19 protein-coding genes and 1 pseudogene are annotated in these 25,912 nt (G+C 72.9%); 8 read left to right on the top strand and 12 right to left on the bottom strand.

Going from position 1 to position 25,912, the window contains the following annotated elements:
* Positions 1-179: 179 nt before the first annotated feature.
* From FPZ41_RS11625 to FPZ41_RS11635, 3 genes are all read left to right on the top strand, one after another.
* A complete protein-coding gene (locus FPZ41_RS11625; protein WP_152861743.1) occupies positions 180-2,972 on the top strand; it encodes an alpha/beta fold hydrolase in 2,793 nt (930 codons plus the stop codon).
* Positions 2,969-3,832, top strand: a complete 864-nt coding sequence (locus tag FPZ41_RS11630) for an ABC transporter permease (protein ID WP_152861745.1) — start codon at positions 2,969-2,971, stop codon at positions 3,830-3,832. Before FPZ41_RS11625 ends, FPZ41_RS11630 begins: the two co-directional genes overlap by 4 nt.
* A 161-nt stretch (positions 3,833-3,993) precedes the next feature.
* Positions 3,994-5,583 carry a vWA domain-containing protein gene (locus tag FPZ41_RS11635; RefSeq protein ID WP_152861747.1) on the top strand — a complete coding sequence of 530 codons (1,590 nt, stop codon included), beginning with the start codon at positions 3,994-3,996 and terminating at the stop codon, positions 5,581-5,583.
* A 13-nt stretch (positions 5,584-5,596) separates the two neighbouring features.
* On the opposite strand, the gene FPZ41_RS11640 is transcribed toward FPZ41_RS11635, so the two are convergent.
* The gene (locus FPZ41_RS11640) at positions 5,597-6,166 is read right to left on the bottom strand and encodes a TetR/AcrR family transcriptional regulator (RefSeq protein WP_152861749.1); all 570 of its coding nucleotides are present in this window, start codon (positions 6,164-6,166) and stop codon (positions 5,597-5,599) included.
* Positions 6,167-6,397: 231 nt separating this feature from the next.
* On the opposite strand from FPZ41_RS11640, the gene FPZ41_RS11645 reads away from it, so the two are divergent.
* The 4 genes from FPZ41_RS11645 to FPZ41_RS49845 all read left to right on the top strand — a co-directional run bounded on the left by FPZ41_RS11645 (position 6,398) and on the right by FPZ41_RS49845 (position 10,609).
* On the top strand, positions 6,398-7,204 hold the full coding sequence (locus FPZ41_RS11645; RefSeq protein WP_152861751.1) for an SDR family NAD(P)-dependent oxidoreductase: 807 nt from the start codon (positions 6,398-6,400) through the stop codon (positions 7,202-7,204).
* 134 nt (positions 7,205-7,338) lie between these two features.
* On the top strand, positions 7,339-9,282 hold the full coding sequence (locus tag FPZ41_RS11650; RefSeq protein ID WP_152861753.1) for an AMP-dependent synthetase/ligase: 1,944 nt from the start codon (positions 7,339-7,341) through the stop codon (positions 9,280-9,282).
* Positions 9,283-9,500: 218 nt separating this feature from the next.
* Entirely contained in the window at positions 9,501-9,740 is a 240-nt protein-coding gene (locus tag FPZ41_RS11655; RefSeq protein ID WP_322620109.1) for a chaplin family protein, read from the top strand.
* Positions 9,725-10,609, top strand: coding sequence for a chaplin (locus tag FPZ41_RS49845; protein ID WP_228022685.1), 885 nt, complete (start codon positions 9,725-9,727; stop codon positions 10,607-10,609). The genes FPZ41_RS11655 and FPZ41_RS49845 overlap by 16 nt, the downstream gene beginning before the upstream one ends.
* A 52-nt stretch (positions 10,610-10,661) precedes the next feature.
* On the opposite strand, the gene FPZ41_RS11665 is transcribed toward FPZ41_RS49845, so the two are convergent.
* The gene (locus FPZ41_RS11665; RefSeq protein ID WP_152861755.1) at positions 10,662-11,933 is read right to left on the bottom strand and encodes an FAD-dependent oxidoreductase; all 1,272 of its coding nucleotides are present in this window, start codon (positions 11,931-11,933) and stop codon (positions 10,662-10,664) included.
* Positions 11,933-13,171, bottom strand: coding sequence for a carboxylate--amine ligase (locus FPZ41_RS11670; RefSeq protein WP_322620110.1), 1,239 nt, complete (start codon positions 13,169-13,171; stop codon positions 11,933-11,935). The genes FPZ41_RS11665 and FPZ41_RS11670 overlap by 1 nt, the downstream gene beginning before the upstream one ends.
* Positions 13,172-13,360: 189 nt before the next feature.
* Between FPZ41_RS11670 and FPZ41_RS11675 the strand changes: the two genes are divergently transcribed.
* On the top strand, positions 13,361-14,740 hold the full coding sequence (locus FPZ41_RS11675; protein WP_152861757.1) for a glycoside hydrolase family 26 protein: 1,380 nt from the start codon (positions 13,361-13,363) through the stop codon (positions 14,738-14,740).
* Positions 14,741-14,764: 24 nt separating this feature from the next.
* Here the strand turns inward: FPZ41_RS11675 and FPZ41_RS11680 are convergent.
* From FPZ41_RS11680 to FPZ41_RS11720, 9 genes and pseudogenes are all read right to left on the bottom strand, one after another.
* A pseudogene (locus tag FPZ41_RS11680) lies at positions 14,765-15,883 on the bottom strand (GNAT family N-acetyltransferase); the annotation flags it as partial.
* A 17-nt stretch (positions 15,884-15,900) separates the two neighbouring features.
* Complete coding sequence (locus FPZ41_RS11685) at positions 15,901-16,503, bottom strand: YveK family protein (RefSeq protein WP_152861819.1); 603 nt, start codon at positions 16,501-16,503, stop codon at positions 15,901-15,903.
* Positions 16,504-16,903: 400 nt separating this feature from the next.
* Entirely contained in the window at positions 16,904-18,100 is a 1,197-nt protein-coding gene (locus tag FPZ41_RS11690) for a glycosyltransferase (protein WP_322620111.1), read from the bottom strand.
* A 4-nt stretch (positions 18,101-18,104) separates the two neighbouring features.
* Complete coding sequence (locus FPZ41_RS11695) at positions 18,105-18,797, bottom strand: polysaccharide deacetylase family protein (RefSeq protein ID WP_152861823.1); 693 nt, start codon at positions 18,795-18,797, stop codon at positions 18,105-18,107.
* Between the two features lie 58 nt (positions 18,798-18,855).
* A complete protein-coding gene (gene murJ, locus FPZ41_RS11700) occupies positions 18,856-20,514 on the bottom strand; it encodes a murein biosynthesis integral membrane protein MurJ (protein ID WP_152861759.1) in 1,659 nt (552 codons plus the stop codon).
* Positions 20,511-21,812, bottom strand: coding sequence for an O-antigen ligase family protein (locus tag FPZ41_RS11705; protein WP_152861825.1), 1,302 nt, complete (start codon positions 21,810-21,812; stop codon positions 20,511-20,513). Before FPZ41_RS11705 ends, murJ begins: the two co-directional genes overlap by 4 nt.
* Positions 21,813-21,908: 96 nt before the next feature.
* On the bottom strand, positions 21,909-23,351 hold the full coding sequence (locus FPZ41_RS11710) for an exopolysaccharide biosynthesis polyprenyl glycosylphosphotransferase (protein WP_322620112.1): 1,443 nt from the start codon (positions 23,349-23,351) through the stop codon (positions 21,909-21,911).
* Positions 23,348-24,592 (bottom strand): glycosyltransferase, encoded by a 1,245-nt coding sequence (locus tag FPZ41_RS11715; RefSeq protein ID WP_152861762.1) that lies wholly within the window; start codon positions 24,590-24,592, stop codon positions 23,348-23,350. The genes FPZ41_RS11710 and FPZ41_RS11715 overlap by 4 nt, the downstream gene beginning before the upstream one ends.
* Positions 24,593-24,633: 41 nt before the next feature.
* A complete protein-coding gene (locus tag FPZ41_RS11720) occupies positions 24,634-25,725 on the bottom strand; it encodes a DUF3344 domain-containing protein (protein ID WP_152861765.1) in 1,092 nt (363 codons plus the stop codon).
* Positions 25,726-25,912 lie beyond the last annotated feature (187 nt).

Consider the following 25,912-nt stretch of genomic DNA (forward strand, 5'->3'; position numbering starts at 1 on the left):
GGACGGGTAGGGGCGGCGGGGGCGAGGCAACCCTCCAGCGCGTAACCCTCCAGCACGTACCACCCGGCCCCCATACCGCGATCGCAGTACACGCCGAGGAACCCGTACGCCTGTGGGATGTAGGCCACTTCCGACCGGGGGCGGCCTCGGCTGTCGGCGGACGCGCTTACCGTTGACGCATGGATCTTCGACTGCCCGCCTTGCGAGGCCCGAGGCGCTGGGCGGCGACGGCTGCGGCCGCCGCCGTCGTCGTGCTCGCCGGCACCGGCGTGTGGACGGCCGTCGCCTCGGACGACGCGCCGCAGGTGAACCGGGCCGACAGAGTCATGGCCATGGGCGGCGGGGTGAAGATCGACACCTCGTACTTCACCGCGGGCTCGGGCCGCCGCCCCGCCGTGCTGCTCGGGCACGGCTTCGGCGGCAGCAAGGACGACGTACGGCAGCAGGCGGAGGACCTCGCCCGCGACGGGTACGCGGTCATGACATGGTCGGCCCGCGGCTTCGGTGAGTCGACCGGGAAGATCGGGCTGAACGACCCGGAGGGCGAAGTCGCCGACGTCTCCCGCCTCATCGACTGGCTGGCGAAGCGGCCCGAGGTCGAACTCGACAAGAGCGGCGACCCGCGCGTGGGCCTCGCCGGTGCCTCGTACGGCGGCGCGATCTCGCTGCTGGCCGCAGGCTACGACCAGCGGGTCGACGCCATCGCCCCGGCGATCACGTACTGGAACCTGGCGGACGCACTGTTCCCGAACGGCGTCTTCAAGAAGCTCTGGGCCGGCATCTTCCTCAACACGGGCGGCGGCTGCGACAAGTTCGAGGCCCAGCTCTGCACGATGTACGAGCGGGTCGCCGAGTCGGGGACACCGGACGCCGAGGCGGTGAAACTGCTTCAGGAGCGGAGCCCGAGCGCCGTCGGTGAGCGCATCAAGGTGCCCACGCTGCTGATGCAGGGCCAGACGGACTCCCTCTTCCCGCTCGGCCAGGCGGACGCCGCGGCCAAGGCGATCCGCGCGAACGGCGCCCCCGTGGACGTCGACTGGATCGCGGGCGGGCACGACGGCGGCGACATGGAGACGGACCGCGTGCAGGCGCGGATCACCTCGTGGTTCGACCGCTATCTGAAGGACGAGGCCGGCGCGGACACCGGTCCCGCCTTCCGCGTCTCGAGCCCGGTCGGCAGGGCCGACAGCGACGGCACCGTGCGGCTGACCGGCGAGAGCTCCGACACGTACCCCGGCCTGGCGGGCGGCATGCGCCCCGTTCCCCTGTCCGGCCGCGAGCAGACCTTCGACAACCCGGCCGGAGCCAACCCGCCCGCCGTCTCGGCCCTGCCGGGCCTCGGCAGCGCGGGCGGTCTCTCCCAGCTCTCCTCGCTGGGGCTCGGCGTGTCCCTCGACTTCCCGGGCCAGTTCGCCGCGTTCGAGTCGAAGCCCTTCACCGACGACCTGCGGATCACCGGCTCGCCCACGGCGACGGTCCACGTGAAGTCGACCAGCGAGGACGCCGTGCTCTTCGCGAAGGTCTACGACGTCGGACCGCGGGGCACCCAGCAGGTGCTGCCCTCACAGCTCGTCACGCCCGTCCGGGTGGAGGACGCCCAGTCCGGCAAGGACGTGACGATCACCCTGCCGGCGATCGACCACGAGGTGGACGACGGCCACCGGCTGCGCCTGGTCCTCGCCGCCACGGACCTCGGCTACGCCTCCCCGACCGCCCCGGCGACGTACACGATCTCGCTGAAGGGCGACCTCCGGGTGCCGTCCGCCCTGGGCGACGAGACCGCGACGGCACCACTGCCCTCGTGGGTCTGGTGGCTGCCGCTCGCCGGCGCGGCTACGGCGCTCGTGCTGCTGCTGACCGGCCGCCGCCGGACCGTCACGCCCGCGCCCGACCCGGAGCTGGCCGACGTCCCGCTCCAGATCACCGGCCTGAGCAAGCGGTACGCCAAGTCGACGGACCGGTACGCGGTCCGGGACCTGTCCTTCCAGGTGGAGAGGGGCCAGGTGCTCGGCCTCCTCGGCCCGAACGGCGCGGGCAAGACGACGACCCTGCGCATGCTGATGGGCCTGATCAAGCCGGACGGCGGCGAGATCCGCGTCTTCGGCCACGCGATCCGGCCGGGCTCCCCGGTGCTGTCCCGCGTCGGCGCCTTCGTCGAGGGCGCGGGCTTCCTGCCGCACTTGTCGGGCCGCGAGAACCTGGAGCTGTACTGGCGGGCCACGGGCCGCCCGCCCGAGGACGCCCACCTGGACGAGGCCCTGGAGATCGCGGGCCTCGGCGACGCCCTGTCCCGCGCGGTCCGCACCTACTCCCAGGGCATGCGCCAGCGCCTCGCCATCGCCCAGGCGATGCTCGGCCTGCCAGACCTGCTGATACTCGACGAACCGACCAACGGCCTCGACCCGCCACAGATCCGCGAGATGCGTGAGGTCGTCATCCGCTACGCGGCGGCCGGCCGCACGGTCATCGTCTCCAGCCACCTACTGGCCGAGGTCGAGCAGTCCTGCACGCATCTGGTGGTCATGGACAAGGGCCGGTTGGTCCAGGCGGGCCCCGTCGGCGACATCATCGGCGGCGGCGACACCCTGCTCGTCGGCCTGGCCTCCGACATCGCCGACCCGGTGGTGGAGAAGGTCGCGGCCCTGCCGGACGTGGAGTCGGCGGTACGGGCGGAGGGCGGCCTGCTGGTACGGCTGGTCCCGTCGGCGCCGACGCCGACGCCGACAACCGCGGCCGCGGCCGCCGCCGGTGACGGGACGCGTGACCCGGCCGTGTCCGCGGCCGTGGCCGTGGACGGCGCCGGGCAGGACAGCCCGGTCTCCGTGGCCCTCGCGCCCGACGCCGAGAAGCCCTCCGCGGCCGCCGCCCGGCTCCTCGTCGAACTCGTACGACTGGAAGTCCCCGTAGCCTCCCTCGGCCCCCACCGCCGCCTGGAGGACGCGTTCCTCACCCTGATCGGAGGCTCCGGATGAGCACACTCGCCAAGCCGCGCGAGGTGGCCTCCGGCTACCGGGCGGGGCGGACCCTGCCGCTCGGCGTCGAACTCGTACGGCAGCTGAAGCGGCGCCGCACGATGGTCATGTTCGGCATCCTGGCCGCCCTGCCGGTCGTCCTGCTCGTCGCCTTCCAGATCGGCGGCGGACCGGGCCCGGGCAACGGCCGGGTGAGCCTGATGGACACGGCCACGGCGTCGGGGGCGAACTTCGCCGCGGTGAACCTGTTCGCCTCCGCGGGCTTCCTCCTGGTGATCCCGGTCGCGCTGTTCTGCGGGGACACGGTCGCTTCGGAGGCGAACTGGTCGTCGCTGCGCTATCTCCTCGCGGCGCCGGTGCCCCGCGCCCGCCTGCTGTGGTCGAAGCTCGTCGTCGGGCTCACCCTCAGCCTGGCCGCGATCGTGCTGCTGCCGGTCATCGCGCTCGCCGTCGGCACCGCCGCGTACGGCTGGGGCCCGCTGGAGCTCCCCGTCGGGGGCACGATGCCCATCGGTACGGCCACGCAGCGCCTCGCGATCGTCGCGGCGTACATCTTCGTGTCCCAACTCGTCACCGCCGGGCTGGCGTTCTGGCTCTCCACCAGGACGGACGCGCCGCTGGGCGCCGTCGGCGGCGCGGTGGGCCTGACCATCGCGGGCAATGTGCTCGACGAGGTGACGGCCCTCGGCGACTGGCGCGCCTTCGTCCCCGCGCACTGGCAGTACGCGTGGCTGGACGCCGTCCAGCCACAGCTCCAGTGGAACGAGATGATCCAGGGCGTGGCCGTCTCGATAACGTACGCCCTCGTGCTGTTCGCCCTGGCCTTCCGCGGTTTCGCCCAGAAGGACGTGGTCTCCTAGGTCAACGGAGGATCACCCACCGGTCTCGACGGGCCCCCGCCGTGGCCGCTTCGCAACCCATCCGCAACCCCCCGTGCCGCACGTTCCGGCCCTCTCGCCCGTCACAGTCACAGATGTCGGCGTCAACGGACCAAGGGACCAACGGACCAAGGGGGGCACGGATGCTGGAGCGGTACCGGGTACGACTCCGGGTACGACGACTGCGCGCCGGGCTGCTGGCGCTCACCGCGGCGGGCGGCCTGCTGCTCACGGGGTGCAGCGGGAGCGACGACGGCGGCCACGGCTACTCGTCGGACAGCTCGAACAAGCGCGGCGGCTATGCCCCGGGCCCTGCCCCCGCCCCGGACGAGCAGTGGGGGGAGGACACCGGCGAGCAACGGGGCGACACCTCCCGCGAGTTCGCCCCGTCCCCGGACTATCTCTCCACGTTCGCGCTCGACGTCGACACCGCCTCGTACGGCTACGCGCGCCGCACCCTCGCCGAGGGGAACACGCCCGACCCGTCGACGATCCGGCCCGAGGAGTTCGTCAACAGCTTCCGCCAGGACTACCGGCGTCCCGACGGCGACGGCTTCTCCGTGACCGTGGACGGCGCCCGCACGGCCGGCCCCGACAGCGGGGACTGGTCCCTGGTCCGGGTCGGCCTCGCCACCCGGCCGCAGGAGGACGAGAGTGAACGCCCGCCCGCGGCGCTCACGTTCGTCATCGACATCTCCGGCTCCATGGGCGAACCGGGCCGACTCGACCTGGTCCAGGACGCCCTCGACGTGATGACCGAGCGGCTGCGCGACAACGACTCGGTCGCGATCGTGACGTTCAGCGACGAGGCCGAGACCGTCCTGCCGATGACCCGCCTCGGAGGACACCGCGACCGCGTCCATGACGCCGTCGGCGCACTGGAGCCCACCGACTCGACCAACCTCGGCGCGGGCGTCGAGACGGGGTACGCCACGGCCGTCGAAGGCCTGCGCGGGGGCGCGACGAACCGGGTCGTCCTCCTCTCCGACGCCCTCGCCAACACCGGCGACACCGACGCGGACACGATCCTGGAACGCATCGCCGGCGCCCGCCGCGAGCACGGCATCACCCTCTTCGGCGTCGGCGTGGGCAGCGACTACGGCGACGCCCTGATGGAGCGCCTCGCCGACAAGGGCGACGGCCACACGACGTACGTCTCCACCGAGGACGCGGCCCGCACCCTCTTCAGCGAGGAACTCCCGCGCACCATCGACCTCACGGCCCGTGACGCCAAGGCACAGGTGGCGTTCGACCCGGAGACGGTCGCCGAGTTCCGCCTCATCGGCTACGACAACCGCCAGGTCGCCGACGAGGACTTCCGCGACGACCGGGTCGACGGCGGCGAGGTCGGCCCCGGCCACACGGTCACCGCCCTCTACGCCGTCCGCACCCGGCCCGGCGCCTCGGGCCACCTGGCCACGGCGACCGTCCGCTGGCTCGACCCGGACACCCGCACCCCGCACGAGGAGTCGGGCGACCTGGAGGCACGTGCCCTCCACGACGACCTGTGGACCTCACCCGAAGGCCTCCGGGTGGCCGCCGTCGCCGGGTACTTCGCCGACGCCCTCCGCCAGGGCGACAGGCAGAGCGACAGCCGGGGCGCACTCCCGGGACGCCCGTCGCTGCGGCAACTCGCCGACCGGGCCGAGGAGTTGGCGCGGCTCCGCGAGGACAAGGACCTGCACGGCCTCGCGGAGGCGATCGGGGTGGCGGCCCGGGGGTACCCGGACTGAGGCCACTCTCCCGTCAGACGGCGCCCGGCCGTTGCCCCACGCCGTGCAGCAACGTGTCGGCCACGAGCGCGGCCAGTGACTCCGGGTCCCGCCCCCGTGCGTCGTGCAACGCCTCCCCGATGAGCGCGTAGTACACCTGCCGCGTCCACTCCAGATCGGCGTCCGGGTGGAACAGCCCCTCGCGCTGGGCCCGCCCGAAGAGTTCGAGGCAGCGGGCGTTGACGCCGGCCCAGACGGTACCGGTGGTACAGGCCTGGGCCGCCGGGTGGCCGAGCGCGAAGCTCCACGCGCCCTTGACCCGCAGCACGTTCGCGGTGACCCGGTGCAGCGCCACGAGCGGGGGCGCGGTGTCGGGCCGGGCCTCCTCAATGGCCTCGGCGAGCTGCCGTTCGGCGGACTCGGTGAGCGCCTCCAGGAGCGCCTGACGGTTCGCGAACCGCCGGTGCACCGTCGTCCGGGCCACGCCCGCCGCCTCCGCGATCTGCTCCAGGGTGGCGCCCGGATCGGCCGCGAGCACCCGCTCGGCCGCTTCAAGGATCACCCGCACACTCCGCTCCGCGTCGGCCCGCAACGCCCGGCCCATGGGTGCCTCCATTCCGTCCGCCCACAGCTTCAGCCCGCAGCCTCAGCTCACTGTTTCATCTCAGTGCTTCCGCCCAGACGATACGCCGGAGCTCCAGATCAGACACTATCTGCATCATCGATGTTGCAGTTAATGGAAAAATAGCTACGCTCATGTAGCGGGTAGCGATTCCTCAGGTCGCTTCCAAATGCTCTCCGTGTCCTCTCTATGCCCTCTCCCGAAGGGACCCCCATGCCTCTCGCCCTCGTCACCGGCGCGTCCTTCGGACTCGGCGCCGAGTTCGCCGACCAGCTCGCCGCGCGCGGCCACGACCTGGTCCTCGTCGCCCGCTCCCGCGACCGTCTGGAGGAAACGGCCGAGCGGCTGCGCACGGCGCACGGCGTCCAGGCCCACGTGGTGCCCCAGGACCTCGCCGAACCGGACGCGGCCGACCGAATAGCCCACGAGCTCGCGGCCCGTGGCCTCACCGTCGACGTCCTGGTCAACAACGCAGGCTTCGGCACCTGTGGCCGCTTCGAGGAGATCGACCCCCGCCGTGAGCACGACCAGCTGATGGTGAACGTCGTCGCGCTGGTCGACCTCACCCACGCCCTGCTGCCCGGCATGCTCCAGCGCGGCTCGGGCGCCGTCCTCAACGTCGGCTCCACGGCGGGCTATCAGCCGAGCCCGTACTTCGCCGTCTACAGCGCCACCAAGACGTTCGTGTTCAACTTCTCGCTCGCGCTGAGGGAGGAGTACCGCGGCCGCGGCATCAAGGTCACCACCCTGTGCCCGGGCCCGGTGGAGACGCGCTTCTTCGAGACGATCGGCACCCGCCGGGCGGCCGTGGGCGGCAACTTCGCCGCACCCGAACCCGTCGTACGGGCCGCCCTGCGCGCCCTCGACCGCGGCCGCGCCTACGTCACCCCCGGCCTGAGCAACCAGATCGTGGCGCATCTGACGCCCAGGCGCCCGCGCACCCTGGTCGCCGCGATCACCAAGCGCATCACCCGCCCGGTGCTGGAGCCGGAACCGGCGACACAGCCCGCCACCACGTGACAGGCGTCCGGGAAGAATGAGCGGAACCCATTGCATTTCCCCTACGCGCCGGTAAGTTGACTGCCCGGTAAGCAGAGCGAGTGCGGAGCGAGTACGTACGGCAGGCGTCAGCGCAGCCGTGACCGGGAGCCGTCATGGGCGTACGCAAGGACCTGAACCAGGCGAGGAAGCGCGGTGACCTGGCGGACCGCGCCACGGTCGAGGTCGTCCGCGACGAGCGCGGCGTCGTCCGTGAGGCACGCACCCCGTCCCTCGCCCGGCCTCCCGGGACCGGCAGCATCGCCGACCTCCCCTTCATCAACGCGGCCGAGGCGCCCGACGCCGTCGTCCTGCGCCGCGAGGAGTCGGGCACCTGGCGCCCGGTCCCGGCCGCTGAGTTCGCCCGCGAGGTCACCGCGACCGCGAAGGGACTGATCGCGGCGGGCCTCGCACCGGGCGACCGCGTCGCGGTGATGTCCCGTACCCGCTACGAGTGGACGGTCCTCGACTTCGCCGTCTGGGCGGCCGGAGGCCAGAGCGTCCCCGTCTACGCCACCTCGTCGGCCGAGCAGATCGAGTGGATCGTAAGGGACTCGGGTGTACGCATGGTGATCACGGAGACCACCGAGAACACGGAGGCCGTGCGCACCGCGACCGCCGAGCACCCCGCGCCCCCGCGCTGCTGGCAGATCACGCCGGCGTCCGCTGCTGACACGGCGGAGGGCGCGCTGGCCGAACTCGCCGACCTCGGCCGCGACATCCCCGACGAGGAGATCACCAAGCGCCGCGACGCCCTCACCCCGGACACCATCGCGACCGTCTGCTACACGTCCGGCACCACCGGCCGCCCGAAGGGCTGCGTGCTCACCCACGCCAACCTGCACGCGGAGGCCGCCAACACGGTCGAGCTGCTCCACCCCCTCTTCAAGGAGGTCACCGGCCAGGTCGCCGCCACCCTCCTCTTTCTCCCGCTCGCCCACATCCTGGGCCGGACGATCCAGATCGCCTGCGGCATGGCCCGCATCGAGCTGGGCCACTGCCCGAGCATCAAGCCCGACGAACTCCGGCCCGCACTCAAGGAGTTCCGCCCCACCTTCCTGGTCGGCGTGCCGTATCTCTTCGAGAAGATCCACAACACCGGCCGCGCCACCGCCGAGCGCATCGGCCGCGGAGCCTCCTTCGACCGCGCGCACCGCGTCGCGGTCCGCTTCGGACAGGCGTACATGGACCGGTTCCTCGGCCGGGGCAAGGGCCCGGGCCCGGCGCTGTACGCCGCCTGGGCCCTGTACGACCTGCTGGTCTACCGCCGTGTCCGGGGCGAGCTCGGCGGCCGCGTGCGCTACGCCATCAGCGGCGGCTCCCCGCTCGACCGTGACCTCAACCTGTTCTTCTACGCCGCCGGGATCATGGTCTACGAGGGCTACGGCCTCACGGAGACCACCGCCGCAGCCACCATCGTCCCGCCCCTGAGCCCCCGCCCGGGCACGGTCGGCCGGCCGGTCCCCGGCACCGCGGTCCGTATCGCCGACGACGGCGAGGTGCTCATCAAGGGCGGCATCGTCTTCGGCAGGTACTGGAACAACGAGACCGCCACCGACGCCGTGCTCACCGACGACTGGTTCGCCACCGGTGACCTGGGCTCACTCGACGAGGACGGCTACCTCACCATCACCGGCCGCAAGAAGGACGTCCTCATCACCTCCGGCGGCAAGAACGTTTCCCCCTCTGTCCTGGAGGACCGGCTCCGCAGCCGCCCGCCCGTGGGCCAGTGCGTCGTCGTCGGCGACAACCGCCCGTTCGTCGCCGCCCTGATCACCCTGGACCCCGAGGACGTCGCCCACTGGCTCCACGTCCACGGGATGCCCGCCGACACCCCGCTGTCCGAACTGGCCTCCGACCCCGGGATGCGCGCCGACGTCCAGAAGGCCGTGGACCACGCGAACCAGGCGGTCTCCCGCGCCGAGTCCATCCGCGAGTTCCGGCTCGTGGAGGGCGAGTTCACCGAGGCCAACGGCCTGCTCACCCCCTCCCTCAAGATCCGCCGCCAGGCGGTGACGGCGAGGTACGCGGCCGAGATCGAGGCGCTGTACGGGGGCTGAAGGGTCGAGCAGACGTTTGTCCGGCCGGAAACCCGGGGCTGATCCGGCCAGTTGATTTTGGCGTGGCATTCGGGTGAATCGCCGAGTACCCGCGCGTTCCGTGGTTTCTTCATTCGACCATCCCTCGTTTACAGCCTGCAGCCCATGGTGCGAGCCGTTCGAACGTGACGGCTCGGTTTCATCCGTCATGGGTGCATGACCGTAAGGAAGGGATACACGTGAAGGTCAGACAGAGCGCCGCCGTCGCCGGCGCGATCACGGCCATAGGCATGCCCGCCCCGGCCATAGCCGACGCGAAAGCCACGGGCTGCGCAGCCCACTCCGCGGGTTTCCTCGCCGGCAACGTGGTCCGGATTCCGGCTGTGTTCTGGTCGGCCTTGGAGCGTCCTCACGGCGCCGGGGTCGGCCTTTCCCCCTTCTACGAGCAGGAAGAAAAAAGACTTTGCGACAGACCCTGAGCAAGGGAATGGTTGCGGCGGCGGCCGCGACGGGCATTCTGTCCCTGTACAACACCTCGGCGCTCGCGGATTCGAATGCGAAGGGCGTCGCCGAGGGTTCGCCCGGCGTTCTGTCGGGCAACACCGTTCAGGCGCCCGTGCACATTCCCATCAACGTATGCGGCAACACCGTCGAGATCGTCGGTGTCGGCAACTCGGCTTTCGGCAACTCCTGTGCCAATGAGTCGAATGAGTCCAAGTCCCGCGACGCCTCCCGCCACGGTGCCTCCGAGCGCGACGGCGGGAAGGGAGCGCGCGGTCCGGAATCGGCCGCTCGTCCGGCGTCCCACGGTTCCACGGGAACGAGCGGTACGTCGGCAGAGCGCGGTGCCTCGGAGGAGCGCGCCGCGTCGGGCTCGGACAAGCCCTCGGGTGCCTCCGCGGTCGGTGAGACCCGCAACTCGCCCGGCGTCGGCTCCGGCAACCTCGTCCAGGTACCGGTGGACATGCCGGTCAACGCGTGCGGCAACACGGTGGACGTGCTCGCCGTGCTCAACAGCACGTTCGGCAACAAGTGCGTCAACGACGCACCCCCGAAGGGCCACGCGAACCCGCCCGCGGACCACCCGGACAGCCCGGACGTCCCGGACACCCCCAACACTCCTGACACCCCGGAGACCCCGGACAAGCCCCGGCACCAGCCGCCGGGGACCTCCCGTGTGACCCCGCCCGAGCCGCCCACGACCCCCGTGGGCAAGCCCTCCGTCACTCCGCCGTCCATGGCGGAGACCGGCGCCGAGGGCGTGCTCGCGGCCTCGGCCGCCAGCGCCGTGCTGATCGCGGGCGGTGCCCTCCTGTACCGGCGGAGCCGAGCGGCCTCCCACCGGTGACGCCACGGGTGCCGGACGCCCCGCGTCCGGCACCCGATGCCCGCCCGGTCCGTCACTGGCCCCGGACGACGGTCTCCGTCCCGGCCAGCCGGGCCCGGCTCCCCGGCCGCGGAATCCGCGTACCCGGCACCCCTGAGTACAGCCGCCGCCGTACCCCTCGTACCAGCGTTCCCGCCGTGAACGTCGCGCCGAGCACGAAGCGCATCGCGGGACCGAAGCCGGAGGCCGTCGTCAGGCCCGCGAGGAACAGTCCCGGCACCGACGACTCGAAGTCCCGCCCGACCGAGGGCGATCCGTCGGCCACGGCCGCCAGGCCCCCGCGGACGTCCTCCGCCAGCAGACCCAGCCGGTCGCAGGTGGCCTTGAAGCCGGTGGCCGCGATGACGTGCTCGGTCTCCAGCGTCGCCGGCTCACCGCCCAGGCCCGCCATCTCCAGCCGTACGCGGCCGCCGGACTCGTGCGCGGACGTGATCCGCTGCCCCAGCCGCACCTCGATGAGCGGCTCGACCCGGTCCCGCACCCACCAGGCGCCCGCCGGGCCGAGGGCCGTCGCCGCGATGTGCGTGCGCTTGGCCTCCGGGAGGCGGTGGAACCAGGCCGGCCGCTCGGAGTAGAACCAGTTGCGCCAGCCGATGCCCAGGCCGCTCTGCGGTGAGCGGACCGACCGCCACGCCGAGCGCTCCAGGGGCGTGGGAAGGCCGTTCCAGACCAGGCGCGGAGCGCGCACCAGGACCCGGGTCCGCGTGCCCTGTTCGGCGAGCAACGCGGCCGTCTCCAGAGCCGCCTGGCCGCCGCCGACCACCGTGACGTCCCGGCCCCGGAAGCGGTCGAGGTCACTGTGCTCGCTGCTGTGCGAGACATGCGCCGGCGGCAGGGACCGCAGCGCGGACGGTACTTCGATGAACGGGATGACACCGACGGCCAGTGCCACCGTCTTCGCGCGCAGCGTCTCACCGTCGTCCAGGACGGCCTCGAAGCCGCCGGGGCAGAAGTGGAGGGACTGCACCATCCGTTCGTCGACGGGCGGTACGGCGTGCTGTGCGAACCACAGGCCGTACGAGGCGAACATGTCCACCGGAATCGGCTCGCCGTGCCGGGCCGTGGTGCCCTGCTCCGCGCAGTACACCTCCAGGCGCCACTTGCCCTCCGGGTCGGAGAGGTTGGACGCCCACGGCTCCGACTTCAGGAACATGCCGCTGGGCATGTGGTCCCGCCAGGACGCCATGGGCCGCCCGACGACACGCAGGCTCAGGCCCGCGGCCGCGGCATGGGCCGCGATGGACAGTCCGTAGGGGCCGGCGCCCACCACCAACAGGTCGTACATCAGAAGTTGCTCGCTCTCTCGTCATCGTTCCGGTAGGTCGGGGCGCCCGTCTGGCGTACGATCCGCACCTCGGGAGCGGGTCTGCGTTCCGACAGGCGACGCACCGCGTGCCGGCACCACAGCGCCCACAGCGCGAGTCCCGGCACGAGGTCGTCCCGGGCGTGCCAGGCGAGTTCGCGCCGGCGGCGCGGACGCAGCGCGGCCAGCGGCGCGTAGTTCTCCACGACGAAGTCCCGGCCGGGCAGGGGACTGCCGTCCGGGACCGCGCGGTGGGTCAGATCCAGGTGCAGGGCGCGGACGACGTCCACTCCGGCCGTGTCCGCGAAGAGCCGGAACTGGGCGCCGGGGCGCGGATTGAAGTCGAGCAGGTGGTACGCGCCCGCGCCGTCCCGGCGGAAGTCGAGGTCGAACACCCCCCGGTAGCCGAGCGCGCTCACCAGCCGCTCGGCCTGCGCCCGCACCTCGGGGTTCGGCGTCCAGCGGCCCACGGTGGTCAGGCCCGCGCCCGCCGGCCAGGCACGCTGCTTGCGGCCGGAGCCGCCGGCGCGCACCACGCCGCCGCTGTCGGCGTACCCGTGGAAGAACCAGTCACGGTCCTGCCCGGGCGGCAGAAACGCCTGGAGCAGGAGTCGGCTGCCCGCCTCCTCCGTCCGCCGGAACAGCGCCTGCGCCTCGTCCGCCGAGCGCACCACCTGCGTGCTGCGCAGCCCCGTCCCGACGGGCACCCGCCACGGCCGGCTCCACTTCGCCACCACGGGCAGCCCCAGTTGCCAGGCGAAGGCGGCTGCCTGGGCGGCGTTCTCCGGGACCAGCGTCACCGGATGCGGAACGCCCAGGCGCTCGCACACGGCGGCGAGTTCCGCCTTGTCGGCCACCCGTTCGGCGAGGTCGGCGGGCTGGTCGGGAAGCAGATAGCCGTCCGCGAGTTCCGTGCGCAGCCGGGACACCGCGATGGCGCTCGCGTCGTCCATGGGGATGAGGACGGCGGGCCGGGCGATCCGGGCGGCCAGGCGGCGCAGGACGGCGGCGAACTCGTCGGGGGACGCGCCCGGCGGCGGCGGGGCGTGCGTGGCGGTCACGAAGCGCGACCGGGCGTGCGGACCGGCGGATTCGGCGACCACATGCACCTCCACACCGGCCCGGCCGAGGGAGCGCACGGCTCCCAGCGTTCCGTGGTGGAAGGGATTCCGGTCGATCCGCAGCACAACTGCGGGGACGCGGGTGTCGAGCAGTGACACGGACTACTTCCTTTCGGGTCGTTCGGGACGGATCACCTGAGCGGGTGAGGGAGCCACCCGTAGGCCGGAGGTTCGGCTGGCGGAGTCCGTATTCATGTGACTGGGTGTCAGTAGGAGAACCGTGAGAAGCGAAGCGGCGGAAGCGAACAGCAGCGGGCGACAGCGCAGGAGCTGCGGAAAGGAGCGTGCATGGGCCCACAGCGACGGCGACCCCGAAGCGGACGGCTGGCGTGCGTCGCCGGTGTGGCCGCGTCGGTCGTGCTCGTCTCGGGAACCGGGAGCGCCGTCGGCGCCGGGCCCGTGCCGGGCGGCGACCCTCCGGCATCCGCCCCGGCCGGGCCGGCGGTCCCGGCGGGCCGGCAGCAGCCGGTCGCGGTGCCGCCCCCGGTGCCGGTGTCATCCACACCGGTCACCCGGGCCGTGCCGCCCGTCCCGGCTGTCCCGCTGATTCGGCCGGTTCCGCTGGCTCCGCCGTTTCCGCCGTTCCCGCCGTTCCCGGTCGCCCCGATGGCGCCGATGGTGCCGGGCAACCCCGACCGGCGGGTCCCGGCCTTCGGCGCCTACCTCGACTACGGCTCCCGGGGCGTGGCCGATATCGACCGGTTCAGCGACTGGCTGGGCGGGACCGAGCCGCGCGTGGGGCACACGTATCTGCCGGGCGACCGGTGGCACAACATCGAGGGCGCGCCGAGCTTCCTGGACGTGTGGGCCGAGTGGCGCCGGCAGAAGGCCGGCCGCATGTTCGTCCTCAACGTGCCCATGATGGAGCGCAACGAGGAGGGCGTTCCCGACGACGAGGTCCGCCGGCTGCTGGGGCGCGGGGCGGCCGGGGAGTTCGACCACCACTTCCGCAGGCTGGCCGAGCGGCTCGTCGGGCTGAAGGTGCCGGACACCGTCATCGTGCTCGGCTGGGAAATGAACGGCATTGTGTACACCCATCGCTGCGGGCCGGACCCGGAGAACTGGAAGCGGTACTGGAAGCGGATCGTCACGACGATGCGGTCCGTGCCGGGGCAGAGGTTCAGGTTCGACTGGGCGCCGAACCGCGGCCGGGACGCCGTTCCCTGGACCCAGTGCTACCCGGGGGACGACTCGGTCGACATCATCGGTATGGACTCGTATGACCAGCCGAGCGGGCTGTCGTTCGACCAGCAGGTGAAGGAGCCCTACGGGCTCCAGGCACACGTGGACTTCGCGAAGGCCCGCAGAAAGCCCTTCTCGTATCCCGAATGGGGGCTGTTCCGCAACGGTGACAACGCGGAGTACATGAGGGGCATGCTCGCCTGGATGGACCGGCACAGGCCGCTGTACAACACGATCACCGACTACTGCCCGCACGGTGTGTGGCAGTGCGAGGCCAACCCGAACGCGTCCCAGGTCTACCGTTCCGTGCTCTCCGGCCGCCCCGGCACCGTGCCGGAGCTGCCGCCCGTCGCCCCCACGCCGCCCGTCGCCCCGACGCCGGTGCGCCCGCCCCACTGCACGCCGGTGGATCTGGGCGACTGGGTCGAGGACTGGCTCGGCGAGGCGCTCTGCCTGCGCTTCGGCTGGTGGCCGCGCGACGACTGACCCGGGGGCGGCGGGCCGGTCACGGCCCGCCGCCCCGCGTTCCCTGCGACGACGGACCAGCTTTCTGCCCCGGCTGCGCGCGGCCGCTTCGCAGACGGCCGCCGACAGCAGCGGTGCCGTACGCCGCCGGGCGAGCAGGAGCCGCTGGTTGACCACGGTTTCCGGGCGCCAGTGGAGCTTGTACGGCTCGGTCCCGCGCAGCAGGCTCAGCACCTGGTGGCCGCCGCCGCTCGCGAGCTCGGCGCAGGCGTGCAGCAGCATCGTGGCGACGTCCGCCTTCCGCTCGCGCAGCCCGGGATGGGCGCCGTACAGATAGCCGCACGCCAACTCCCGCGACAGCAGGGTCACGTCGACGGCCAGGACGTCACCGTCGAGACGGAACTCGGTCACCACGGCGTCTCCGGACCTCACCATCGGGCCGACCGAGCGGACCAGGTGCTCGTGGAACCGGGGCCGGATGTGCTCGGCGGTCACGGTGCGGCCCTGCCACTGCAACCGGTGCAGGTCCAGCATCGTGCGCAGCGCCGTGGCCACCTCGTCGTGCGGTACGGCACGCGGCTCGACACCGAGGTGGCCGAGCTTGCGGAGCTTGGCCCGGACACGCTGGGCCCGCGCGGCCGGCAGCCGCGTCAGCAGCTCCTCCATCGGCCAGGCGGGCAGTTCCAGGCACACCGAGTCGGCGACCCGCCGCCGGGGACCGCGCCACAGGTCGTACACGCGCTCCACGGCGGCACCGGGCCGCACCTCGCGGAAGTCGATCAGCGCGGTACGGGCCAGGGCGGACAGCTGCGAGGTCAGGGCCACGGCCGCGTGGTCGGCCCGCTCGTCGTCGATGAGGACGTCCGCGAAGTCGGAGATCGCGCCGCCCAGGGGGACCAGGGCGGGCAGCGGCGACCGTACGAACGTGAGGGGAGCGGCAGCGAGTAGTTCCCCGCCCTCACGCACCAGCACGATCCGCAGGCGCCCGCGCCTGCCGTACGACAGCCACCACGAGTGGAGCCAGGCGTGGCTCTGGAACGGTGTGGCGGCGGAGCACCGCCCGTGCAGGCGGGTCCAGGCAGGGCCCAGCCCGGCGAACTCGCGCTCGTCGGTGCAGAGTTCGGCGTACAGGGCACCGCGAGGGCGATCGGTGCCGTCGTCCACGGCCCGGAGTGTGCCGGTCACAGCTTTCGCTGCGCGTCGGCGGCGGTGGCCGGGCCCGGCACGGACGCGGCCGGACCGGCGTCGGTCGTGCGCCGGGGGCGGACCAGCAGGAGCAGGCCTCCGAGCAGCCCGCCCACGCTGGCCCCGACCGGCCCCGTCACCGTCGCCGAGGCGGAGGAGGCCTCCATGGGCCGGGTGGCGCGCGCGAACTGATGGAGTGTGACGTGCGTGCTGTCCTCGGCGTGGTTCGCGTGCCGCGTCAGGGCGCGCGAGACGGCGTTGGACATGTCGGCGGCCAGGTCGCGGCGCGTGGAGGTGGCCGAGACGGAGACCATGGGCGCGTTCGGAGAGGTCGCCGTCCGTACGCTGTCCCGCAGCGTCGCGACCGGCACTCCGGCCCACACCTGCGCGTCCCCGAGCACCGCGAGTTGGGTGGCCACGCGCCCGTAGGCCTGCGCGAAGCCCAGCGCGGCCTGGGTGTCCGACTGTTTCGCGGGCACGGCGACGACATAGCTCGTGGCCGTGTACGTCGAGGGCCTGACGGCGCCGTACGTGCCGCCGGCCACCCCGCCGAGCACGACGCCGGCCACCAGCAGGCACCAGGCGGGCAGGGCCTTCATACGGGCGAGAGCGGCGGTCGCCTGGGAGATTCCGGGCGTATGGTCGGTCTTGTCGGCGTTGCCGGTCTTGTCGGCCTTGTTGGCGGTGTCGGTCATCGGGTTCCTCCGTGGATACCCCGGCCTTCAGGCCGGGGAGGAAACGGACTCCTGCGGAGTAGGGCAAGAAGCGGAGATTCGCCCTCAGGGCGAAAGACCGTAGGCTCGCTGCGCCGGTTCGGGGCGATAGCCAAGCCTTGAGCCGGTCTACCGCCGGGCTGGCGGGACGTCAGGTCTGTGGTGCCTGTGCAAGACCGATGGTTGGTACACCAACCTTGGCCGTTGATTCGGGCCGGCAACGGGCTGTGAAGCAGAAAGCTCAACCTGCGAAGGTTGAATTCCCCTGCTTCAGCTGGGGGAGAAGTCAAGCGGAACTCACTCCCAAGGACGAGGACGGGCTTCCGGAAGGCGGGCTGAGCGGCTCCGGGGGCGTGCCTGAACTTCCCCGGGGTCGCTCCGAGACGGCGGCCGCGTACACGTCCATGAGCTGGGCGGCGCTGCGCGTGATGCAGTAGTGCTGGGCGGCGGCGGGGACGGCCCGGGACCGCGAGCCCTGGGCGCGGGCGTCCAGGAGGGCGCGTACGAACGAGTCCGCGTCCCCCGGCACGCGCCGGGAGCCGGGCGCCGTGCCCGGGGCGAGGTCCTCGACCGCCGGGCAGGAGACGTAGAGCACGGGCAGCCCGGCCGCCATGGCCTCCACGACGGCCAGCCCGAAGGCCTCCTCGGCGCTGGGCGAGGCGAGGACGTCCATGGCGGACAGCAGTGACGGCAGATCGGCGCCCGGGGAGCCGCCCGCCGGCCGCTCGCCGGTGAGCAGCACCCGGTCGGCGGTCCCCGCCTGGTGGGCGGCCCGGCGCAGCACGCTCTCCTGCGGGCCGCCGCCGACCAGCAGCAGCCACACATCCTCGGGGAGCCGGGCCAGCGCCCGGACGAGGACGTCGAAGCGTTTGCCCGCCGCGAGCCGTCCGACGCCTCCGACGACGTACGCGTCCTCCGGCAGCCCGAGCCGTCTGCGGGTGCGTTCGCGCAGCGCGGGGTCGAAGCGGAGGCGGGCCAGATCGATGCCGTTCGGTACGACCTCGATGCGCGGGCCCGGCACGCCCCACCGCCTCAGCCGTTCGGCGACCGTGGGGGAGACGGCGACGGTGGCGTGGCCCAGACGCTCACTGGCGAGGTACAGGGCGCGGACCCCGGCGGAGAGCCGGCGGCCCTCCATCTGTGACGTGCCCAGGGAGTGTTCGGTGGCGACGACGGCCCGCACACCGGCCAGGCGGGCGGCGATCCTGCCGTACACACAGGCCCGGTACAGATGTGTGTGCACGAGGTCGTAGCGGCCCGCGCGGATCAGCCGCACCAGGCGGGGCAGGGCCGTGAGGTCGCGATTGCCGCCCATGCCGAGATGGGTGACGCGCACACCGTCGACGGCGAGGCCGGCGGCGACCGGGCCCGGGGTGGTGAGCGTCACCACATCGCACTCGACCGGCAGATGGCGCAGCAGCAGCCGGAGTTGCTGCTCCGCGCCGCCGACGCCGAGGCCGGTGATGATGTGCAGGGCCTTCACGTCGTCAGGCCCCCTCGACGGGGCGGCGGCGCAGCCTGTGCAGCCGGTGCTTGAGGAAGAGGCGTACGGAGGTGTCGTTCTCCCCGATGTGGATGCGGGGGAGGGCGTGGACGCCGTTCAGCGGGCCGGGGTCGACGGCGCAGGCGTAGCGGTACCCGGCGTCCCGTACGGCGTCCATGGCCCGCCGGTCGAGGGCCCCGTACGGGTAGCAGAAGCCGTGGACGTCCGTGCCGATCAGCTCGGAGAGCAGCGCCCGGCTGTCGGCGACCTCGGCGCGCAGCGTCTCGGTGTCGGCCTTGGTGAGGTCGACGTGGGTGAGCCCGTGCGAGCCGACCTCGATGCCCTCCGTGGCGGCGGCCACCCGGATGCCCTGTTTGCCCAGCAGGCGTTTGCGCGGGCCGAGGGGGTCCCAGGCGTTCTCGCCGTCCAGCCGCCCGGGGAGGACGAAGACGGTCGCGCCGAAGCCGTACTGGCGCAGCAGCGGCAGGGCGAGGTCGACGAAGTCCGTGTACCCGTCGTCGAAGGTGAGCCCCACCAGGTTCCGTCCCTTGCCGCGGGTCCGGGCGGCGAGCAGGTCGGCCATGCTCACCCCGCGCAGCCCCCGGCGGCGCAGCCAGCCCAGCTGCCGGGCGAGGCGGTCGGGGGAGACGGTGAGGCGGTAGGGGTCGTCGGAGGTGTCGCCCACGGAGTGGTACATCGCCACCCACAGGCAGGTGCCGAATGCGGGTCTGGTGCGGGCGGTCGGCTCGGTCGGGTCAGCGGTTACGGGCATGTGGAAGCCTTCGTGTGACGGAACGGAGTGCGGGTGTGATGCCGCCGGCCCCAGTCCAGGCCAGCGCGACGAAGACGACGGACACGACTGAGCAGCCCAGGGCGAGCCCGAGCACGGGGGAGTCCACGCTGCTCGCGCAGATCAGCCCCGCCGTGCCGGCGAGCACGGCCGCCCGTACGGGCCTGCCGATGCCGGCCACCACCTGCCGGACCCGGATCGGGACTCCCCGGCCGCCCGCGCCGTGCAGCAGGAGCAGGGCCGTGACGGTGATCCCGGCGGCGTTGGCGGCGGCGAGCCCGCACACGCCCCAGCTGCCGGCGGTGAGGGCCCCGATCACGGAGGTCACGAGGATCCCGGCGGCCATCGCGGCGAGCGGATACCAGGTCGGCCGCCGGGACGAGAAGTACGAGCGGATGAGCGCGCCCACCATCGAGTGGCCCAGCAGCCCGAGGGCGTACACACGCATCACGGCGGCGGTGGCGGCGGTGTCCTGCGCGGTGAACGCACCGCGCTGGAAGAGGAGTTCGGTGATCTGCGGCGCACACGCGACGATCGCCGCCGCGCCGAACAGCACGATGGACGCGACCAGCGTCAGGTCCTTCTCCACCCTCTTGCGCGCCCGCTCGGTGTCGCCCTCGGCCAGTGCCTGCGCCACCACCGGGAAGGTGACGGTGCACAGCATCAGCGAGAACGTCATCGGGATCTGGGCCACCTTCTGCGCGTAGTTGAGGTGCGAGATGGCCCCGGCCGGGAGGGTGGAGCCGAGGAAGCGCTCGATGAGCACCTGGGACTGACGGCACAGCGCGAAGAGGAGGACCGTGCTGACGAGCGCGAGTTCCAGCGGGCGCTCCGGCTGGGCCACCGCCGCCGCGGACACGGCCGACTTGCGCCTCAACTCCCGCAGCAGCGAAGGAAGCTGGGCCAGGATCATCAGCGCGCCGCCCACCGCGACCCCGACCGCCGCCGCACGCACTCCCCAGGCCTCGCCCAGGGCGAACATCGCCGTGATGATGCCCGCGTTGTACGCCACGTAGATCGCCGCGGGTGCCGTGAACCGGCGGTGGGCCCGCAGCGCGGCGCTGCAGTAACCGGCGAGGCCGAAGGTGAACACACAGGTGGCGGTCAGCCGGGTGCAGTGCACGGCGAGCCCGGGATCGGACAGCCCGGGCGCGAGCACCGCCACCACGTACGGAGCTCCGGCGATCAGCAGGGCGGCCACCGCCGCGAAGGCCAGCGACAGCCGGGGCAGCGTGGTGGCGACCAGCGAGCGCACCGGATCGCCGGGGGCGCCCTGTGCGCGGCGGGCCACGGCCACGCTGAGCATGGGCACCAGGACGAGGGCCATCCCGTCCTCGATGAGGAGGGTGGCCGCGAACTCCGGGATGGTCCAGGCCACCAGGAAGGCGTCCGTCTCCGAGCCCGCCCCGAACAGGTACGACAACGCCTGGTCGCGGCCGAGGCCCAGCATCGACCCGACGGCCGTGAGCGCGGCGGTGACGAGGGTCGCCCTGGCGAGGAACCGGCCGCTCGGCGGGGCCGCATCCGTGGACTCGGCGGTGGACCGGGCGGCGGGCACCGGCACGGACCCGGGCTCGGGCGCCGCCGCGGCACTGTCGGTCACCCGGGGAGGCGTTGCGGTCATGACGCTGTGGCCCCCTCCGGTTCGGCGGCACCGGCCGGCACCTGATGGGACGTGCGCGAGGAGAACGCCGTGTCCGCGAGGGCCCACCACGCCACGAGCCCCAGGACCACACCGGTCAGCACGGTCGAGGGCCCGCCGATGTCGGCGTACGCGAAGTCGACCAGCTGCCACACGATCAGCCCGCACGCGACGAGGCCGCAGTCGACCCCACCGGACCCGTTCGACGGCGCGACGCCGGTATGCCGTGCCCGCGCCAGCCGCCGCAGGGCGCACACCAGCAGCGCCAGCCAGCTCCCCGCCAGCGCCAGCAACCCGATGAGCCCCTGCTCGCTCAGCACGAGCAGATACATGTTGTGCGGCGACAGCAGCGGCTGCCTCCGGTACGCGACCCCGGCTCCCGCGGTCTCGCTCCCGGAGGACAGCGCCAGCGAGGCCCGCCCGTCCCGGTACTCGGGGAAGGACTTCAGCCCCACGCCGGTCAGCGGCCGTTCGCGCCACATGTCGACGGCCGCCGCCCACATCGTGTACCGGTCGTTGACCGACTGGTCGGGGGCGTCCGTGACCTGCGTGATGCTGCTCATCCGCTCCTGGAGCAGCGCCGAGCCGATGCCGAGCCCGCCCACGAGGATCACGCCGACGGCGGCGACCGCCGCGAAGATCCCCACGGCACGTCGCAGCCCCGCCAGCACCACCTGGAGTCCGCACGCGAGGGCCGTGGCGATCCAGGCTCCCCGGCTGAACGACAGCGCGAGCGGCGCCACCAGCGCCACCGCGCACAGCGCGGCAGCCGTCCGCTGCCGGACGGTGCACGGCCCCAGGGCCAGCCCCACCGCGGACACCAGCCCGAACGACACGACCGTTGCCATTCCCATGACGTCCGTGGCCCCGAAGGTGCCCACCGCCCGGATGTCCTCACCCACGTAACTGGCCCCGGTCCCGGTGACGTACTGATGCACGCCGACGGCCCCCTGCCACAGCCCCAGCCCGACGAACGACCAGGCCAGCAACCGGAAGTCCGCCCGGCCCCGCACGCTCAGCAGAACCGCCGCGGGCACCAGCACGAAGATCTGCAGGTACCGGGTGAGCCCGGTGAGCCCGGCCTCGGGCGTCACGGCCCCGGCCACCCCCGCCGCGAGCCCGACGACGGGCAGCCCCAGCACCACCGCGGCTGTCCGGGACAGAGGCCGCCGGCGGTCCCGTACGAGACGGATTCCGCACCACAGCACCAGCAGCCCGGACACGGCGTCGGCCGCGTTCGCCCCGCCCTCGCCGCCGGGGGCGACGGGCAGTGCCAGCATGGCGATCACCGCCACCACCGGCAGGGCGGGCGACGCGGCACGGGGGAGGTACCACCCTGCGCGTGTGGGGCCGAGAGCTTGCGGGAGGGCCACGGCTCAGCTCCCCGTGGGACGCACGAGCGCGACCGCCGTGCGCAGCAGGATGCAGACGTCCTGCCACAGCGACCAGTCGTCGATGTACGCGTTGTCGAACCGCGAGCGGTCCTCGATGGAGGTGTCGCCACGCAGCCCGTGGACCTGGGCGAGGCCCGTGATGCCGGTCCGCATGCGGTGGCGGTCCGCGTAGCCCGGGTGGAGCTCGCTGAACTGGCCGACGAAGTAGGGGCGTTCCGGACGCGGCCCGACCAGGCTCATGTCGCCGCGCAGGACGTTCCACAACTGGAGCAGCTCGTCCAGGGACGTCCTGCGCAGGAAGCGGCAGAACCAGCGCATCTCGTGCTCGTTCGCCACGCTCCAGCGGGTCGCGGCCTCGTGCGCGTCGGCCGGGCGGTGCGTGCGGAACTTCAGCAGCGTGAACGTCCGCCCGCCCTTGCCGATCCGCTCCTGCCGGAACACCACTCCGGGCCCTTCGCTCAGCCGCAGCACCACGGCGGTGGTGAGCAACAGCGGGCTGACCAGAAGCAGCAGCGCCCCGGAGACGGCGATGTCCAGCGCCCGCTTGTGCAGGCCCTCATGACGTTCCGTCAACTGCATTTGGCGACACGTGAATCCGGCGAGACGTTCACCGCCCCGGTCGTACGACGGCGACTCCGCGTCCACCTGCCACAGTGCGCACCCCGCGGCGGCCAGGGCCGCCAGCAACGGCCTGTGTTCGGTGCGGGGGCCCACGACGAGGACGGCCTGGACGCCGTTCTGGACGATCGCCCGCCGCACCTCCTCGTCGGTGGTGAGCACCGGCAGTCCCTCGTCCCCGGCCGGCTGGCCGGCGACCACGCCCACCGGCCGCAGCCCGCAGCCGGGGTGACGCAGGAACGCGGCGGCCACGCGTTGCGCGGTCGCCGCGGGCCCGATCACCAGAGCCGCACCGGGCCTGCGCAGCAGCGCCCGGCGCCGCTGCCAGTGCACCGCGCCCCGGCCCGCGCAACTCGCCGCCGACTGCAGGGCGCAGCCGAGGACGAGGGTGCCGGCGGACAGCACATGGTCCGGGGAGTACGCCGCCACCGCCGCCGCGAGCACGGCCCAGCCGACGGCGATCCGCGCGCAGACGGCAGGCAGTTCGTCCAGCACCGCGGGCACGGCGGGCGGCCGGTACAGCAGTGCCCGCGCGTTCAGGCACACGACGGCCAGCAGTATCCCGGCCACCAGCAGCGGGCGCCACGGTGTCCCGGCGTCGGTGAGCGCGAGGGCGACGAGGAGTGCCGCCCCCGCGTCCACCGCGAGCAGCGCCAGCCGCGCGAGGTGCCTCCGCAGGGCGGGGCGTCGCGTGGCCGGGAACCGGGGCCCACCGGTGGTTCCGCGCGGAGTGATGACCGAGACAGTTGAGGATCCGTACTCCCTTGGCTGTCCGCCGGGGGAGGGAACGGTACTTTCCGCAGTCACGAGTGGATGGACTCCCTGTACTCGGTGGTTTCCCCGCAGGGGGTGTGCTCGACGGACGCGGAGCGCGGCGCGCGACCGGAGAGGGCCGCGCCTTCGCCTTCCGTACCGCTTCCGTCGCCCAGCAGTTCGAGATAGACGTCCGTCACGGCACCCGCCGTGTGCCGCACGTCGTGATTGGTCAGAATGTGACGGCGCCCCAGATGACCGAGGGACTCGCGCAGCGGCGGGTCGAGCAGCAGCCGGGTCACCGTGCGGGCCAGCGCCGTCGGATCCTCGGCGGGCACGGGTTCCTGACCCGACGGAAGGCTCTCGCGGGCCCCGTCCACATCGGTCGCCACGACGGGCCTGCCGCACGCCATGGCCTCCAGCGGCGCCAGCGCCATGCCCTCCCAGCGGGACGGCAGGACCACGAGATCGGCGGCCTGGTACCAGGGCACGGCATCCTGGGCGGCGCCGGCGAACAGCACGCCGTCGGGCGCGAGCGCCCGCAGCGCCCCGGCGTCCGGACCGTCGCCGACCAGCACGAGCCGGGCCCCCGGCACCTGCCGGACCACCGACCGCCACGCCGCCAGCAGGATGTCCTGCCCCTTCTGCCGGCACAGCCGCCCCACGCACACGACCAGCGGCGTGTCCGCACCGAGCCCGGAGAGCAGCGGAATCCCGGCCCGTACGGCACCGAGCGCCGCGGGACGGAAGCGTCCCGGATCGACTCCGTTCGCGATCACCCGCCACGGGGCCCGTACCCCGGCCCGCTCCCCGGTGACCCGCTCGGCCTCGCTCACGCACACCACCCGGTCGGCCCAGCGGGCGCCCCACCGTTCCCACCGCAGGGCGAGTGAGGCGGTGACCCCGCCGACGGCCTCGAACGACCAGGCGTGCGGCTGGAACACGGTCGGGATGCGCCCACGTACGGCGAGCCGCGCGGCCAGCCCCGCCTTGGCGCTGTGCGCGTGCACCAGGTCGGGCCGTTCGTCCGCGAGGACGCGCCGCAGGTTCCGTACCTCCTGCACGAGCGTGGGCCCCGGCGAACGCGTCGCCTGCCAGTGGCGGACGTCCGCGCCGAGGGCCTTCAGGCCGGAGGCGAGACCACCGTCCGGGCAGGCGACGGTGACGTGCAGTCCGTCGTCGAGCTGGGCCCGCATCAGGTCCGTCACGACCCGGGCCACCCCGCCGTCCACGGGCTGGGTGATGTGCAGGATGTGCAAAGGACGCGAAGGAGCGACCGACGGTGACAGGTTCATGGGGGTTCCTTGCTGACGGACGCGGTGCGGGACGGTGTGCGTCACGACCTGGCGTCCACGGCGACGAAGAGGGCTCCGACCCAGGCGGGGGCCCGTCGCGAGGCGATCCGGAACGTCAGCCGGTCACCGCCGCGCCGGATGCCCTCACGCAGATCGAGGACGTCGGAGTCGTAGCCGAACGTGTTCGGATGGGCGGGAGCACGGTCCGGGCCGGCCTCGCCGAACTCGCTGATCGTCGAGTTCAGAACGTCGTCCTGGGGGTTGGCCGCGTCGCCCAGCGCGGTCTCGCCCTGGCCGCCGGCGGCCACGGTGAACGCGTCGCCCGGAGAGCCGCGGTCCCCGTTGTAGGCGACCAGGCCGACCCGCCCGCCCGCGCCCTCCGGGAACGCCATCTCCGACATCCGGACCTCCTGGTCCCGGTCGGCGGTGAGGGCGTCGAAGCCGTCCCAGATCGCCAGGTGCCGCAGCGGCTCCGACTCCTTCTCGTACGCCACCACGAGCGTCCAGCCGCCCCAGCTGCCGGCGGCCGAGCGGCCTCTGGCCACGTTGATCTGGGCCACGGTGTAGAGCCCCGGACCGGTGGACCGCACCAGCGACGTGACGTCCGCGGAGGCCTGGAAGGCGTCCGCGCCGTGCTCCGCCTGGTGTCCGACCACCGAGTCCGCGAGCACCTCCTTGTACGCGCCGCCGGCCTCCGCGATGAGCACCCGCCCGTTGTCCTCCGGCGGTTTCTGCTCGCCGACACGCAGGTTGCCACCCCAGTACAGACGCGCGTACGTCACGCGCGCCTCCTTGGGCAGACGGAGCTCGCCGTGGCTGGAGTTGTAGGTGTTCGGGTCGCTGTCGACATCGATGTAGGTCATCTCGAAGTCGCCGTTCGCCGCCGCGCGGCCCTCGCGGGCGCCGGTACACGACGACGCGGCCGTTTCGCAGGTGACGGACGAATTGGCCGCGCGTACGATCCCGCCGTGCTGCACCGCGCGGTAGCGCTGGGTGAACGGGATGCTGCGGGCCTCCGGCGCGGGCGGTGCGGCCGGCGCGGCAGCCGTGGAGCTGCCGGGTGCCCACATCGCCGTAAGGACGAGGACGCCCACAGCCGCACGAGGAAACAGCGGACCCAGGGAATGGCGCATGACCGGCGGTGCCCTTTCGGAACGGTGGCGGTGGCAGCAGCGGCACGCGTGCGAAGTGTCCGTGCTGAGGACTGCGTCGGGCGGTTCGCAACTCTAATCACCAACCGGACAAAGACGGTGATATTCGATGAAAACCAATAAGTGTGTCGGAATCGTGAAACGTGAAGATCCCTGGTTTCCCGCGGCG

The sequence above is a fragment of the Streptomyces acidicola genome, assembly GCF_009377235.1.
Lineage (GTDB): Bacteria > Actinomycetota > Actinomycetes > Streptomycetales > Streptomycetaceae > Streptomyces > Streptomyces acidicola.

What these genes read in the sequence shown, in the direction of transcription:
- FPZ41_RS11715 (WP_152861762.1), bottom strand. Translation starts at nt 24,592, where the DNA reads ATGAACCTGTCACCGTCGGTCGCTCCTTCGCGTCCTTTGCACATCCTG.
- FPZ41_RS11625 (WP_152861743.1), top strand. Translation starts at nt 180, where the DNA reads ATGGATCTTCGACTGCCCGCCTTGCGAGGCCCGAGGCGCTGGGCGGCG.
- FPZ41_RS11665 (WP_152861755.1), bottom strand. Translation starts at nt 11,933, where the DNA reads ATGTACGACCTGTTGGTGGTGGGCGCCGGCCCCTACGGACTGTCCATC.
- FPZ41_RS11675 (WP_152861757.1), top strand. Translation starts at nt 13,361, where the DNA reads ATGGGCCCACAGCGACGGCGACCCCGAAGCGGACGGCTGGCGTGCGTC.
- FPZ41_RS11695 (WP_152861823.1), bottom strand. Translation starts at nt 18,797, where the DNA reads ATGTACCACTCCGTGGGCGACACCTCCGACGACCCCTACCGCCTCACC.
- FPZ41_RS11650 (WP_152861753.1), top strand. Translation starts at nt 7,339, where the DNA reads ATGGGCGTACGCAAGGACCTGAACCAGGCGAGGAAGCGCGGTGACCTG.
- FPZ41_RS11640 (WP_152861749.1), bottom strand. Translation starts at nt 6,166, where the DNA reads ATGGGCCGGGCGTTGCGGGCCGACGCGGAGCGGAGTGTGCGGGTGATC.
- FPZ41_RS11685 (WP_152861819.1), bottom strand. Translation starts at nt 16,503, where the DNA reads ATGAAGGCCCTGCCCGCCTGGTGCCTGCTGGTGGCCGGCGTCGTGCTC.
- murJ (WP_152861759.1), bottom strand. Translation starts at nt 20,514, where the DNA reads ATGACCGCAACGCCTCCCCGGGTGACCGACAGTGCCGCGGCGGCGCCC.
- FPZ41_RS11630 (WP_152861745.1), top strand. Translation starts at nt 2,969, where the DNA reads ATGAGCACACTCGCCAAGCCGCGCGAGGTGGCCTCCGGCTACCGGGCG.
- FPZ41_RS11720 (WP_152861765.1), bottom strand. Translation starts at nt 25,725, where the DNA reads ATGCGCCATTCCCTGGGTCCGCTGTTTCCTCGTGCGGCTGTGGGCGTC.
- FPZ41_RS11645 (WP_152861751.1), top strand. Translation starts at nt 6,398, where the DNA reads ATGCCTCTCGCCCTCGTCACCGGCGCGTCCTTCGGACTCGGCGCCGAG.
- FPZ41_RS11705 (WP_152861825.1), bottom strand. Translation starts at nt 21,812, where the DNA reads ATGCTGGCACTGCCCGTCGCCCCCGGCGGCGAGGGCGGGGCGAACGCG.
- FPZ41_RS11635 (WP_152861747.1), top strand. Translation starts at nt 3,994, where the DNA reads ATGCTGGAGCGGTACCGGGTACGACTCCGGGTACGACGACTGCGCGCC.